Below are 13,505 nucleotides of genomic sequence, written 5' to 3' on the forward strand. Positions count from 1 at the left end.
CCAATCCGGCAAGCCTGACCGCTGCCCCGACAGGCCCCGGGTGGGCCACGCGGAAAATTCGGTAACCGATCGCATCGCCAGAAGCGCCGGCACTGCCGTTGCGCAAACTTGAAAGAAGGGGGCTATTCCAGCACTTGCCCGCCAGGCTCCCGCACTTCTGGCTGTGCTCCATCGTCACCGCACTTCCCGCATGGCCCACTAGGCCACCGCCTGTCCCTGCGCCGGGACGGCCAGGAACCAGGTCGTGGCGTTGGCACCATGAATCTCTCCGATATCCCTCTGCAGCACGTCGATAAAGGCGTGCAGGCCATCTTCCTTGATCAGTTCGTGCACCTGGGCGCTGGTCGCATGACGGCGTGCCTGTATCACCAGACGCAGCGGCAGTTCGTTGTTCGGCAGCTTCTCCAGGGCATCCTGCACCTGATTGAGGGTATGGGTGACCGCACGCGGGAAGGCATTATCTTGAAGCAGGAAGCGCACGACATCGACCCCGTTGATGCGGCGCTTCACATGCTGGCGATACATCTGGAACCCGCTCTGCGAACGCAGGATGCTGGTCCACAACAGACCCTCATAGGGCTCCGGGTCCTCTCCATCCTTCTTCAAATGCCGCAGGGCGCCAACGTCGATCTGTCGCGTCCCCATGTCGGCGCGTTCCAGATTGCGCCCCAGGCGGATAAAGTCGTAGGCGGCGTCGTGACTCATGGTCCCGGCCAGCAACCCGGTCAGGGTCTGGCAGCGCTGGATTACCTCGGACAGGAAGTCGAAACGCCCCCGCTTGCCGATGCCCTGATCAATGCGGTCACGAGCGAACAGGTACAGCTCGTTCATTACCTCCCAGGCCTCGGACGGCACCAGGTCACGCGTGGTACGTACGTTCTCGCGGGCCGCCCGCAGGGAGTTCAGTACCGAGCTCGGGTTGTCGTCATCCGCGAGCAGGAATTTCACACAGTTGCGTTCATCATCACGCTGGTAATGGTTGTCGAACTGCCCCTCGTTACCGGTAACCTCCACCAGTCCCTTCCAGGACAGCTGCACCGACTTCGGCATATCCAGCGCCAGCAGGTTAAAGGCCATGACCATGCGCGCGGTGTTTTCGGCGCGTTCAACATAACGCGCCATCCAGTACACACGTTCGGCGACTCTCGAGAGCATCTCAGTTCTCCTCGTCCACGATCCAGGTGTCCTTGCTGCCCCCGCCCTGCGAGGAGTTCACCACCAGCGAACCCCTGCGCATGGCCACCCGGGTCAGACCCCCGGCCGTCACATCCGTGCGCACCCCCTGCAGGATGAACGGACGCAGGTCCAGGTGCCGCGGCTCGATCTCGTCGCCGCAAAGGGTGGGTGCCACGGACAGGTCCAGGGTGGGCTGGGCGATATAGTTGCGCGGGTTTTTCTTGATCAGCTGCGCAAACTCGGCACGCTGCTTCTTGCTCGCGTGTGGCCCCACCAGCATGCCGTAGCCCCCGGACTCGTTAGCCGGCTTCACCACCAGCTCGTCGAGGTGGTCGAGCACGTAGGCGCGATCCTTCTCGTTCACGCAGAGATAGGTCGGCACGTTGGGGATGATCGGCTCCTGATCCAGGTAGTAGCGGATGATGTCCGGCACGTAGGCATACATCACCTTGTCGTCGGCCACGCCGGCACCGGGCGCATTGGCCAGACCGACATTACCCTTGCGCCAGGCCCGCATCAGGCCGGGCACGCCCAGCATCGAGTCCGGGTTGAAGACCTCCGGATCGAGGAATTCGTCGTCGATGCGACGGTAGATCACGTCGACCCGCTCCAGCCCGTCAATGGTCCGCATGTACACGCAGTCATCGTCATCGACGACCAGATCCGCCCCCTCGACCAGTTCCGCGCCCATGCGCTGCGCCAGGAACGAGTGCTCGAAATAGGCCGAGTTGTAGATCCCCGGCGTCAGGACCACGATCTCGGGGTAGTCCTGCGGCCGCGGCGAGATCGCGGCCAGCATGTCAAACAGCTGCGTCGGGTACTCGTCCACCGGCAGGATGCTGGAGTTTTCGAACAGTTCCGGGAACACGCGCTTGGTCACCTGACGGTTTTCCAGCATGTAGGAGACCCCCGAGGGCACGCGCAGGTTATCTTCCAGCACGAAGAACTGGCCGTCACCGTCGCGTACGAGGTCACTGCCGCAGATGTGCGCCCACACGCCGTGCGGCGGCTTGATGCCGACGCACTGCTCGCGGAAATTCTTCGACTGGTTCAGCACATAGCGCGGGATCACCTTGTCCTGAAAGATGCGCTGCTCGTTGTAGATATCGTCAATGAACAGGTTCAGTGCGGTCAGACGCTGTTCCAGCCCGGCCTGGACCTGATCCCACTCCTGGCGCGCAATCACCCGCGGGATGATGTCGAAGGGCCAGGCGCGGTCGATGTTCTCGCCCTCGGTATACACCGTGAAGCTGATACCCATCTCCAGGATCGCACTGTCGGCCGCCTGCTTGCGGCTGTGGATCTCGCCGGCATCCAGCGACGCCAGGTATTCCGCCAGCGCGCGCGCGGGGTCGCGGGGGCGGCCGGGGCTCTCGATCAGTTCGTCGTAGAACGGGGTAGAGTCGTAGCGCTTCCAGTCGATTGCCATTCGTCGGGTCCTCTGACGCCGTGGGCAGGGTTCGTCTACAGTAACGCCTTTTGGCACTCACCGGCACGACGGCCGGGAGACACCAAAGGTGTGTTTCCCTGGGGCTTCGTCCGACCTTTCCCTTTCGAGGTTCCCATGTCCGACCCACTCGACCAACGCCTGCGCGAGCTGTACCAGCATCCAAAGATCCAGGGCTGCAACTGGCAACCACGACTTTTCTGGCACCCTGACGTCGATGGCAAACCCTTCGGTACGCTGCGGGTGGACGGACGTGAGCTGGAGGTCTTTCTGGCCACGATCATCGGGGAGGAATCCACCGAGCAGGCGGCCCTGGACCAGGAACAGGAGGGGCGTGGCCGTTTCATCGCGGCCAACGCGCGGCGCCACGAATTGCCGCTGTTCACGCGGCGTTGACCCAGCCGGGCAAACACCAGGCGCCGCAGTCTGGTGAGACGCACAACGCCGTGGCGGCCCGTGCACATCGCCCGGAGAAACACGGACCCATGTTCCCCGGGGCACCACCATCAGGTTACGCCGGGGATGGACCCGCACCGCGCGGAGAGATCTTCAGACCGGCTTGCGAAACTCGACCTGCTTCCAGTAGCCGAACAGGCTGGCCGGGGCGACCATGCAAGGTTCCTGTCCGGTCACCCGCACGAAGTCCTCGAACTCCATGTCGGGACGGAAGCCCACGGCCTTGGACAGCGGCCGCAGGCAACGCTCGAACCCGCGCAGCAACCATTGCCGCGAGGCAAAGTGATTCACGACCAGCACCCGACCACCCGGGCGGCAGACCCGCCACATCTCGGCAAACAGGGCATCCGGATTGGGGACGACGGTGGCCACGTACATCGCCACCACCGCATCGAAGCTGTCATCGGCAAACCCGAGCTTCTCCGCGTCCATTTCGCAAAGTCCGGCCACCGCCGGCAGCCCACCGTTCAGACGCCCCCGAGCGACTTCCAGCATCTCGCGCGAGACGTCGATACCGACCACCTGGCAATCGTCCGGGTAGTCCGGCAGCGAGAGTCCCGTACCTACTCCGACCTCCAGGATGCGTTTGCCCGAGAGCGGCGCCAGGGTCTCCTTCGCACTGGCACGACCGGTCGCGAACACCCGCCCGAAGGTCGCGTCATAGTGACGGGCGTAGCGTCGGTAGCTGTTGCGAATACTGACGAGATCCATGCCAAAACATCCTGAAGCGGGATAACAGGGCGCCCGAAAACCACGCGCGGCCGGTCAGGCGTCCGATTCCACCGCTTTCATGCTCAGACGAATGCGACCTTGCTTGTCCACTTCCAGGACCCGTACGGTCACCGAGTCACCCTCGGCGAGGAAATCGCCGACGTTCTCGACCCGCTCGTCCGAGATCTGCGAGATGTGAACCAGGCCATCGCGACCCGGCAGGATCGAGACGAACGCCCCGAAGTCCATGATCTTCGCAACCTTGCCGGTGTACTGACGCCCCACTTCGATATCCGCGGTCAGCTCCTCGATGCGGCGCTTGGCCTCGAGGCCGGCCGCCTGATCGGTGGAAGCCACCTTGACGGTTCCGTCGTCCTGGATATCGATGGTCGCGCCGGTCTCCTCGGTCAGGGCCCGGATGGTCGCGCCGCCCTTGCCGATCACGTCGCGGATCTTGTCCGGGTTGATCTTCATGGTGATGAAACGCGGCGCGTGCGAGGACATCTCGTCACGGTGACGCGGCAGCACCTCGTTCATGCAGCCAAGGATGTGCATCCGGCCCTCACGGGCCTGCGCCAGCGCCTGCTCCATGATCTCGCGGGTAATGCCGTCGATCTTGATGTCCATCTGCAGCGCGGTCACGCCATCAGAGGTACCGGCCACCTTGAAGTCCATGTCGCCGAGATGGTCCTCGTCACCGAGGATGTCGGACAGCACGGCAAAACGCTCCCCTTCCTTGATCAGGCCCATCGCGATCCCGGCCACCGGCGCCTTCAGCGGCACCCCGGCATCCATCAGGGCCAGCGAGGTCCCGCACACCGACGCCATGGAGCTGGAGCCGTTGGATTCGGTGATCTCCGAGACCACGCGGAGCACATAGGGAAAGTCCTCGTCGGAGGGCATCACCGCAGCAACACCACGCTTGGCCAGGCGCCCGTGACCGATCTCGCGGCGCTTGGGCGAGCCGACGAAGCCCGTCTCCCCCGTGCAATAGGGCGGGAAGTTGTAATGCAGCATAAAGCGGTCGCGACGCTCACCCTCGATCGCGTCAATCACCTGGGCGTCGCGATCGGTACCCAGCGTCGCCACCACCATCGCCTGGGTCTCGCCGCGGGTAAACACCGCCGAACCGTGAGCACGCGGCAGCATGCCGGTATTCACGGTGATCGGCCGTACGGTGCGCGTATCGCGGCCGTCGATACGCGGGTTCCCGTCCAGGATGCGGTCCCGAACCAGGCGGTATTCGAGATCATGGAAGGCGGTCTTGACGTCATCCACGGAGGGGCCTTCTTCATCCTCGCTCACCAGGGCCTCGACAGCCTGGCTGCGCAGCTCCCCGATCCGCTGGGTGCGCGCCTGCTTCTCGGCGATCTGATAGGCAGCGACGAGTTCGTCACCGACCACGCCCTTGACCTGGTCTTCCAGCGATTCGATGGTCGGCGGTGCGACCCAGTCCCAGGCCGGCTTCCCGGCCTCGGCGGCCAGTTCGTTGATCGCCTGGATCGCGGCCTGCATCTGTTCGTGACCAAACATCACCGCGCCCAGCATCGTCTCTTCGGACAGCTGGTTGGCCTCCGACTCCACCATCAGCACCGCGTTTTCGGTACCGGCCACCACCAGATCGAGATCCGATTCCTCCAGCGCGCTGTAGGTCGGGTTGAGCAGATATTCGCCGGCACGATAACCCACGCGCGCCGCGCCGATCGGCCCGGCAAACGGGACACCGGACAGCGCCAGCGCGGCCGAGGTGCCGAGCATCGCGGGGATATCGGGATCGACCTCGGGGTTGATCGACATCACCGTGGCGACCACCTGGGTCTCGTTCTTGAACCCCTCGGGGAACAGCGGACGGATCGGACGATCGATCAGGCGCGAGGTCAGGGTTTCCTTCTCGCTCGGACGCCCCTCGCGCTTGAAGAACCCACCGGGGATCTTGCCCGCAGCGTAGGTGCGTTCCTGATAGTTCACGGTCAGCGGGAAGAAGTCGCGGCCCGGATCGGCTTCCTTGCGGGCCACCACAGTGACCAGCACCACGGTCTCGGCCATGTTGACGAGGACAGCACCGCTGGCCTGGCGGGCGATATCACCGGTTTCGAAGGTAACGGTATGGTTTCCGTACTGGAACGACTTCTTGTATGCCACGTTGTATCCCGTATCCGTAATGACGTGCGTCTGATGCATGCAACGGGCCGGACCCGCTCGCTGCGCGTCCGGCCCCGAAACTGAACGGGCCCGCACCAGTGGCGCGGGCCCGTTGTGCCGGCCTTAGCGGCGCAGGCCAAGCTCCTGAACCAGGGCCTTGTAGCGATCCTGGTCATTGCGCTTGAGATAGGTCAGCAGCTTGCGGCGCTGGCTGACCATCTTCAGCAGCCCGCGGCGCGAGTGATGATCCTGCTTGTGCTTTTCGAAATGCCCCATCAGGTGCTGGATGCGGGCCGTCAGCAGCGCGACCTGGACTTCCGGCGAACCGGTGTCGTTGGCATCGCGCTTGTGCTTTTCGACGATGGCCGATTTTTCTTCGGTAGTGAGCGACATTAAAACCTGACTCCTGAAAGTACTGAAACCGTTAACCGACCAGTGGCGCTGGCGATAGGCGCGCAATATTAGCACGAGCCATCACGACGTGAACAGAAACGCACGCCCGGCCCGACGTCAGGCGGCAGACACAAACAACCGCCGCGCTCGTACCCAGCCGGCGGGGTCCTCCACCGCGACCGCCAGAAAGCGCCCTTCGGCATCCACCACCTGCACCAGGGGCCAGCCGCTGCCGGCCTCGGCCGGAGCATCATCGGCTCCCGACGTACGCGCGATAATCGCCGCCGCGGGCGCCGGATTACCATGCCGCATCGCGGCGCTCGCAGCAGCATCAAGCCGCACCGAGGGCCAGTGCGCCAGGGCCGCTTCTGCCGGCTGCAGCATTGCCTCGATTGCCGCCGCCCCGCCCGCCTCGAAGGCGGTCTCGATCGCGTCCAGCGACACCATGGCGGCGGCATTGAAGTGGCCATGACCGACCCGGTGCAGGATATCCACGGCGGCGCCACAACCCAGCTCACGGCCGACATCGGCCACCAGCGAGCGGATGTAGGTCCCCTTGGAACAGTGCACCTCGAACCGCAACCGATCCGGCGCGGTCTGCTCGATACTCAGCATATGGATGCGCACCGGTCGCGGCGGCCGTTCAACCTCGACCCCCTGGCGCGCCAGCTCGTACAGGCGCCGGCCGCGGTGCTTGAGCGCCGATACCATCGGCGGCACCTGCTCCTGAGCGCCACTGAACTGCCGCTCCAGCGCCCGCAGCTGCGCGGGTTCGATCACCGGCACCGGAGACTCGCGGATGACCGTCCCGTCCAGGTCCGCGCTATCGGTCTCGATCCCGAGACGGGCCTCGGCCAGGTACCGCTTGTCGGCATCCAGCAACCAGCCGGACACCTTGGTCGCCTGCCCGAAGCACAACGGCAAAAGGCCGGTCGCCCGCGGGTCCAGCGCCCCGGTGTGACCGGCCTTTTTCGCCTGCAGCAGATACTTGACCCGCCCCAGCACTTGGTTGGAACTGCGCCCACGCGGCTTGTCCAGCAACAGGATGCCGTCGACTTCGCGCCGCTTGCCCGCCATGGATGGGTCGCCCGCCCGGAAACGCCGGGGGCTCAGGCCCCGCGTTCCGGTCCTTCGCCCGGGTCACGGGCGGCGTCGGCATCCCCCTCCGAGGACCCGCCGCTACCGTCCCCGCCATCGGGATCGTCCGCGTGGTGCGCACGATCCTCGGCCAGTGCCTGGTCGATCAGAGACGACAGGTGCGCACCCCGCTCCGGGGTATCGTCATAGCTGAAACGCAGCTGCGGCACGCTGCGCAGGCGCATGCGCTGCCCCAGGGCATGCCGCAGGAAACCGGCGGCGTTGTTCAGGCCCTTTTGCGCCTCCAGCCCCTTTTCGGCACCGCCGAGCTGGGTGAAGTACACGCGCGCATGGGCCAGGTCCCGGGACACCTCGACACCGGCCAGGGTAATCATGCCCACACGCGGGTCCTTCACCTCCAGGCGGATCAGCTCGGCCAGCTCGCGCTGGATCTGCTCCCCGACCCGGTCCGACCGATGAAAATCGCGGCTCCCCGGCATCAGAGCGTCCGGGCCACCTCGACGCGCTGGAAGACCTCGATCTGGTCACCCGACTTCACGTCGTTGTAGTTCTTCACCGCGATCCCGCACTCGGTACCCGCCTTCACCTCGTTCACGTCGTCCTTGAAGCGACGCAGGCTCTCCAGCTCGCCTTCGTAGATCACCACGTTGTCACGCAGCACACGAATCGGGTTGCCCCGCTTCACCGCACCCTCGACCACGAGACAACCGGCAACCTGACCAAAGCCGGAGGCCTTGAACACATCGCGCACCTCGGCAAGGCCCACGACCTCTTCGCGGATCTCCGCCGACAGCAGTCCGGACAGCGCCTGCTTCACGTCATCGATCGCCTCGTAGATCACCGAGTAGTAGCGCACGTCGATCTCGTTCTCGGCCGCCAGGCGTTTGGCCCCGGCATCGGCACGCACGTTGAACGCGATCACGATCGCCTCGGAGGCCATCGCCAGGTTGAGGTCGGATTCGGAGATCCCCCCGACCCCGGCAGAGACCACCTTCACGCGCACCTCGTCGGTGGACAGCTTGACCAGCGACTCGCGCAGGGCCTCGGCCGAGCCCTGAACATCCGCCTTGATCAGGATGTTCACGGTCGCAATCTCGCCTTCCTGCATCTGGTTGAAGATGTTCTCCAGCTTGGCCGCCTGCTGTGCAGCCAGCTTGCGCTCGCGCTGCTTGGCGTCGCGGTGCTCCGCGACCTCGCGGGCGGTCTTGTCGTCTGCGACCACCAGCACCTCGTCACCCGCCTCCGGCACACCGGACAGGCCCAGAACCTCGACCGGCATCGACGGACCCACGGCCTTCACCGCGGCACCGGTGTCGTCGAACATGGCCCGCACACGACCGTATTCCTTGCCGGACAGCAGGATGTCGCCGTGCTTCAGCTTGCCCGACTGCACCAGGATGGTTGCCACCGGGCCACGCCCCTTCTCCAGGCGCGACTCGATAACCACGCCACGCGCCGGGCCGTCGTCCGGGGCGTTCAGCTCCATCACCTCGGCCTGGAGGCCCAGGGCCTCCAGCAGTTCGTCAATGCCCGCGCCGGTATGCGCGGACACGTTGATGAACTGTGTATCGCCCCCCCAGGCCTCGGGGATGACCTCGTGCTGGGCGAGATCATTCATCACCCGCTCCGGTTCGGCCTCCGGCTTGTCGATCTTGTTCACCGCCACGACGATCGGCACATTCGCCGCCTTCGCGTGCTGGATGGCCTCCATGGTCTGCGGCATCACACCGTCATCGGCCGCGACTACCAGGATCACGATATCAGTGGACTGCGCACCCCGGGCGCGCATCGCCGTAAACGCGGCGTGTCCCGGCGTATCCAGGAAGGTTACGCCATCGTGATTATTCGGCACGTGGTAGGCGCCGATATGCTGGGTAATGCCACCCGCCTCGCCCGAGGCCACCTTCTCCTTGCGGATATAGTCCAGGAGCGAGGTCTTGCCGTGGTCGACGTGACCCATCACGGTCACCACCGGCGGCCGCGGCCTGGCTTCCGCCGTCTGCTCCAACCCGGTGTCGATCTCGTCCTCAACCGAAGTCTCCTTCACGGCAATCGGATTGTGGCCCATTTCCTCGACCACCAGCATTGCGGTGTCCTGGTCGATCGACTGGTTGATGGTGGCCATTACGCCCATGCCCATCAGCGCCTTGATCAGCTGCGGGGCCTTGATCGCCATCGCTTGCGCCAGATCGGCCACGGTGATGGTCTCCGGCACCTCGACATCGCGCACAACCGGTGCCGTCGGCTTGGCAAAACCGTGCTTGCTGGTCACCGCCTGCGCCGCGGCAGACTGGGCGCGGCGACCGTCGCCCTTCTTGCGCCGGCCGCGACGATCACCGGCCACGTGCAGCTCTTTACGATCATCCTTGCGACCGCCCTTGCGGGCACCCTTGCCGGCACGGGTATCGGCCGCGGCCGGCGCGGGGGCGGCCTGACGAGCCGCCGCCTCACGCTCCAGGCGCGCCTGCTCTTCCTTCTCGCGCTTCGCCTCCTGAGCCTCGAGCTCTTTCTGGCGCCGTTTCTGGCGTTCCTCGCGCTCGGCCGCCTCCTGCTTGCGGGCCTCGGCCGCCTTGCGTTGGGCGTCACGCTCCGCCTCGACCTGCAGCGCCAGCTGCTCGGTACGGCTGAGCGGACGCTTCGGCCTGGCCGGTGCCGGCTCGGGTTCAGGCGCCGGCTCGGCTTCGGCGACCGCCGGTTCGGCCGCGGCTTCCTCGCCCTCCGGTTCCGGCGCACTCGCGGTTTCCGGCTCTGCGCCCTCGGGCTCCGCCATGGCTGCAGCCTCAGGCTCGGCTTCGGGCTCCGCCGGGGTGTCGGCGCTCGCCTCCACCGCGTCGGCCGCGGCCTCGCTAACCGGCTCTTGCAGGGGCGCCTCCGGTTCCACCGCACGCGGTTCTTCCACGGGCTCCGGGGCCGGCGCGGGCTCTGCGGCTGCAGGCGTCGCCTCCACCGGCGGTTCAGCTGGCGCCTCGGGCGCTGCCTCGACCGGCTTGCGCTTGATGGTGCGCTTCTTGCGAACCTCGACGTTCACGGTCTTGGCGCGGCCCTGGCCGGAGCTCACCTTGAGGGTCTGCGCCTGAGTGCGGCGCTTCAGGGTCACGCGCCCGGCCTCGCCGCCTTCGCCATGAGCCTGGCGGAGGTGATCGAGCAGCTTGCGTTTTTCGGCATCGGTAATCGCCCCGTCGGGGCCATCCACCTCGACGCCCGCCTCCTTGAGCTGGACCATGAGGCGATCGACCGGCGTTCCCACCGATTCCGCGAATTGCTGCACTGTCATTTGCGCCATGGCGCCTACCTCCATTCCAGATTCTTTTCAGGCCCGCCCACAGGCCTGTGACACGGATTCCGATTCGGTTCGCGGGGATCAGTCCCCGGTTGCGAACCACGGGGCGCGCGCGGTCATGATCAGCGCCGACGCCTCTTCCGCATCCAGTCCGGTCATCTCGACCACGTCGTCGGATGCCTGCTCCGCCAGATCCTCCATGGTGCACACCCCGTGTGCCGCCAGCTTGTTCGCCAGTACGGCGGACATGCCATCCATGTTCAGCAGATCCTCTGCGGGCTGGTAACCCTCGAGCCCTTCTTCGGCCGCGATCGCCCTGGTCAGGAGGGCATCGCTCGCACGGCTGCGCAGTTCCTGGACCATGTCCTCGTCGAATTCCTCGATCGCCAGCAACTCGGCCTCGTCCACATAGGCGACTTCGTCGAGCGTGGTAAAGCCTTCCTGTACCAGGATGCCCGCGACCTCTTCGTCGACGTCCAGGGCTTCCATGAAGAAGTTCACCAGCTGCTGCGCCTCGGCCTCGCTCTTCTCGGCCGCCTGTTCCTCGGTCATCACGTTCAGCTCCCAGCCGGTCAACTGCGACGCCAGACGGATATTCTGACCACCGCGACCGATGGCCAGCGACAACTTGTCTTCCTCGACCGCGATATCCATGGACTGCTTGTCCTCGTCGACCACGATCGACTGGACCTCGGCCGGCGACATCGCATTGATCACGAACTGGGCCGGGTTCTCGTCCCAGACGATGATGTCGATGCGTTCCCCCGCCAGTTCGTTGGAGACCGACTGCACACGCGAGCCGCGCATCCCGACACAGGCCCCCACCGGGTCCAGGCGCGGGTCGTTGGAGCGCACGGCGATCTTGGCACGCATGCCCGCATCACGGGCCGCACCCATAATGTCGATGATGTTCTGTCCGACTTCCGGCACTTCGAGCTTGAACAGCTCGATCAGGAACTCCGGCGCGGTGCGGCTGAGGATCAGCTGCGGCCCCCGGGCCTCCGGTCGAATCTCCTTCAGGTAACCACGCAGCCGGTCGTTGGTGCGCACGGTCTCCCGCGGGATCATGTGTTCGCGCGGGATCAGCGCCTCGGCATTATTGCCCAGGTCCACGTAGGTCCCGTTGCGATCGGTACGCTTGACGATACCCATCACCAGCGTGCCAACGCGGTCCTGGTATTCCTCCACAACCTTGGCACGCTCGGCCTCGCGCACCTTCTGCACGATGACCTGCTTGGCGGTCTGGGCGGCGATCCGGCCAAAGTCGACGGCCTCGACCGGCTCCTCGATCACATCGCCGACCTGGGCATCCGGGTTCTGCTGCAAGGCATAGGACAGCAGGATCTGATGCTCCGGGGATTCGAACTCCGGATCCTCGTCGTCGACCACGGTCCAGCGCCGGAAGGCCTCATAGTCACCTTCCTCGCGGTCGATGCTTACGCGGACGTCCATCTTGCCACCGTGGTACTTGCGGGTCGCCATCGCCAGGGCCGATTCCAGGGCGTCGAAGATGATGTTCTTCTCCACTCCCTTTTCGTTCGCCACGGCGTCGGCGACCAGCAGGATCTCCTTGTTCATGTACTTGCCTCTCTGCACTCGGCAGTCACCTGCCGATTCAACAAAAGCGTAGCAGCGCCCTGTATCACAGCCGCTTTACAGCTGTTCGAGGACCCGCGCGTTATGGATGGCAGCCAGCGGCAGCTCATAGGCCATACCGTCCACTTCCACTTCGATCATCGGCTCTTCAACCGACAGCAGCACGCCACGAAAATTGCGACGATCGTGTTCCGGCCACGCCAGACGCACCTTCACCGGGTGCCCGATGTAGAGCCGGAACTGGTCGGAGGTAAACAAGGGGCGCTCGATCCCGGGGCTGGACACCTCCAGGGTGTAATGGCCCTTGAGGACCTGCTCGACATCCAGGACCGCGCCCGCCTGGTCACTGACCCGCGCGCAATCGTCCACGGTGACGCCGTTCTCGCCATCGATAAAGATACGCAGCACGGGCGGCTTGGAGCCGGCGTGATATTCCAGCCCCCAGAATTGCATGCCCTCCCCCTCGACCACCGGGGTTAACAGCGTTTTGAGTTGTTCGGCCTTCTGCGACAAGGGCGTCTCGATCGACTCCGTCCCGTTGCCGGGACCCAGAAACAAAAAAAGGGCGCCGAACGCCCCTCGTACACCGCAACGATGGCTGCGACCCAATCACTGCCGCAAGGCGCGCGGGAGCGCAGCCTTAAGAACCGGCGCCCGGCGGCGAACAGTAACCGCCAGGCCCGTATTCTTAACAAAAAGGCCCCGTACGGGGCCTCTCTGAAAATTGGTAGCGGGGGCAGGATTTGAACCTGCGACCTTCGGGTTATGAGCCCGACGAGCTGCCAGACTGCTCCACCCCGCATCCGAGACGCAGAACTTTAGCAAAGCGGGTGCCCTGCTGCAAGGGCTACACGAAAATATTTATCGGCTACGGCGCACGCCACTGCGCAGATGCGGCCGCAGGTCAAATCGCCAGATATAACCCGGCAGCGCGAACATCGCGAACAGCGACAGGGTGATCACGTAGAACTCCCAGCCTTGCGAATGAATGCCGCCCGTCGCCTGAAACTCCAGCCCCTTGCCAATCAGGCCGACGAGGATGTAGAGCCCGAACCATTCGAAGACCCGGGTCCACGGGCCCTTCACCCCATTGGCCGGCAGGACGACAAGCCCGACGCGCTCCGTCAGCCACGGCAGATTCGCCGACACAAAGGCGACGACGACAAATCCCCAAACGAGGGCCTCAAACGGAATCCACTGTGTCAC

At 65.0% G+C, this 13,505-nt stretch carries 12 protein-coding genes and 1 tRNA gene; 1 reads left to right on the forward strand and 12 read right to left on the reverse strand.

Going from position 1 to position 13,505, the window contains the following annotated elements; all coding sequences use genetic code 11:
- Nucleotides 1–198 precede the first annotated feature (198 nt).
- Nucleotides 199–1,155, reverse strand: coding sequence for an alpha-E domain-containing protein (locus G332_RS0107030; RefSeq protein ID WP_019626294.1), 957 nt, complete (start codon nucleotides 1,153–1,155; stop codon nucleotides 199–201).
- A gap of 1 nt (nucleotide 1,156) precedes the next feature.
- Nucleotides 1,157–2,605: a circularly permuted type 2 ATP-grasp protein gene (locus G332_RS0107035; protein WP_019626295.1), complete on the reverse strand. Its 1,449-nt coding sequence runs from the start codon at nucleotides 2,603–2,605 to the stop codon at nucleotides 1,157–1,159.
- Between the two features lie 135 nt (nucleotides 2,606–2,740).
- On the opposite strand from G332_RS0107035, the gene G332_RS0107040 reads away from it, so the two are divergent.
- On the forward strand, nucleotides 2,741–3,019 hold the full coding sequence (locus G332_RS0107040) for a hypothetical protein (RefSeq protein WP_019626296.1): 279 nt from the start codon (nucleotides 2,741–2,743) through the stop codon (nucleotides 3,017–3,019).
- Nucleotides 3,020–3,172: 153 nt separating this feature from the next.
- Here the strand turns inward: G332_RS0107040 and G332_RS0107045 are convergent, their stop codons facing one another.
- The 10 genes from G332_RS0107045 to G332_RS0107090 form a co-directional block, all read right to left on the reverse strand.
- Nucleotides 3,173–3,790 (reverse strand): class I SAM-dependent methyltransferase, encoded by a 618-nt coding sequence (locus G332_RS0107045; RefSeq protein WP_019626297.1) that lies wholly within the window; start codon nucleotides 3,788–3,790, stop codon nucleotides 3,173–3,175.
- Nucleotides 3,791–3,844: 54 nt separating this feature from the next.
- On the reverse strand, nucleotides 3,845–5,932 hold the full coding sequence (gene pnp / locus G332_RS0107050) for a polyribonucleotide nucleotidyltransferase (RefSeq protein WP_026340689.1): 2,088 nt from the start codon (nucleotides 5,930–5,932) through the stop codon (nucleotides 3,845–3,847).
- A 123-nt stretch (nucleotides 5,933–6,055) separates the two neighbouring features.
- The gene (gene rpsO / locus G332_RS0107055) at nucleotides 6,056–6,325 is read right to left on the reverse strand and encodes a 30S ribosomal protein S15 (RefSeq protein ID WP_019626299.1); all 270 of its coding nucleotides are present in this window, start codon (nucleotides 6,323–6,325) and stop codon (nucleotides 6,056–6,058) included.
- Nucleotides 6,326–6,442: 117 nt separating this feature from the next.
- Nucleotides 6,443–7,402 carry a tRNA pseudouridine(55) synthase TruB gene (gene truB, locus G332_RS0107060; RefSeq protein WP_019626300.1) on the reverse strand — a complete coding sequence of 320 codons (960 nt, stop codon included), beginning with the start codon at nucleotides 7,400–7,402 and terminating at the stop codon, nucleotides 6,443–6,445.
- A gap of 32 nt (nucleotides 7,403–7,434) precedes the next feature.
- Nucleotides 7,435–7,902 carry a 30S ribosome-binding factor RbfA gene (rbfA, locus tag G332_RS0107065; protein WP_019626301.1) on the reverse strand — a complete coding sequence of 156 codons (468 nt, stop codon included), beginning with the start codon at nucleotides 7,900–7,902 and terminating at the stop codon, nucleotides 7,435–7,437.
- A complete protein-coding gene (gene infB, locus G332_RS0107070; protein ID WP_019626302.1) occupies nucleotides 7,902–10,721 on the reverse strand; it encodes a translation initiation factor IF-2 in 2,820 nt (939 codons plus the stop codon). Before infB ends, rbfA begins: the two co-directional genes overlap by 1 nt.
- 63 nt (nucleotides 10,722–10,784) lie before the next feature.
- Entirely contained in the window at nucleotides 10,785–12,281 is a 1,497-nt protein-coding gene (gene nusA, locus G332_RS0107075) for a transcription termination factor NusA (protein ID WP_019626303.1), read from the reverse strand.
- Nucleotides 12,282–12,356: 75 nt separating this feature from the next.
- Complete coding sequence (gene rimP / locus G332_RS0107080; protein WP_019626304.1) at nucleotides 12,357–12,812, reverse strand: ribosome maturation factor RimP; 456 nt, start codon at nucleotides 12,810–12,812, stop codon at nucleotides 12,357–12,359.
- A gap of 212 nt (nucleotides 12,813–13,024) precedes the next feature.
- A tRNA-Met gene (locus G332_RS0107085) sits at nucleotides 13,025–13,101 on the reverse strand.
- Nucleotides 13,102–13,160: 59 nt separating this feature from the next.
- A complete protein-coding gene (locus tag G332_RS0107090; RefSeq protein WP_026340690.1) occupies nucleotides 13,161–13,505 on the reverse strand; it encodes a DUF2818 family protein in 345 nt (114 codons plus the stop codon).

It is taken from the genome of Thioalkalivibrio sp. ALJT (assembly GCF_000381825.1).
Classification (GTDB): Bacteria; Pseudomonadota; Gammaproteobacteria; order Ectothiorhodospirales; family Ectothiorhodospiraceae; genus Thioalkalivibrio.

Coding starts and splice junctions, on each gene's coding strand:
- G332_RS0107030 (WP_019626294.1), bottom strand. CDS start 1,155: ATGCTCTCGAGAGTCGCCGAACGTGTGTACTGGATGGCGCGTTATGTT.
- G332_RS0107035 (WP_019626295.1), bottom strand. CDS start 2,605: ATGGCAATCGACTGGAAGCGCTACGACTCTACCCCGTTCTACGACGAA.
- G332_RS0107040 (WP_019626296.1), top strand. CDS start 2,741: ATGTCCGACCCACTCGACCAACGCCTGCGCGAGCTGTACCAGCATCCA.
- G332_RS0107045 (WP_019626297.1), bottom strand. CDS start 3,790: ATGGATCTCGTCAGTATTCGCAACAGCTACCGACGCTACGCCCGTCAC.
- rpsO (WP_019626299.1), bottom strand. CDS start 6,325: ATGTCGCTCACTACCGAAGAAAAATCGGCCATCGTCGAAAAGCACAAG.
- truB (WP_019626300.1), bottom strand. CDS start 7,402: ATGGCGGGCAAGCGGCGCGAAGTCGACGGCATCCTGTTGCTGGACAAG.
- rbfA (WP_019626301.1), bottom strand. CDS start 7,902: ATGCCGGGGAGCCGCGATTTTCATCGGTCGGACCGGGTCGGGGAGCAG.
- infB (WP_019626302.1), bottom strand. CDS start 10,721: ATGGAGGTAGGCGCCATGGCGCAAATGACAGTGCAGCAATTCGCGGAA.
- nusA (WP_019626303.1), bottom strand. CDS start 12,281: ATGAACAAGGAGATCCTGCTGGTCGCCGACGCCGTGGCGAACGAAAAG.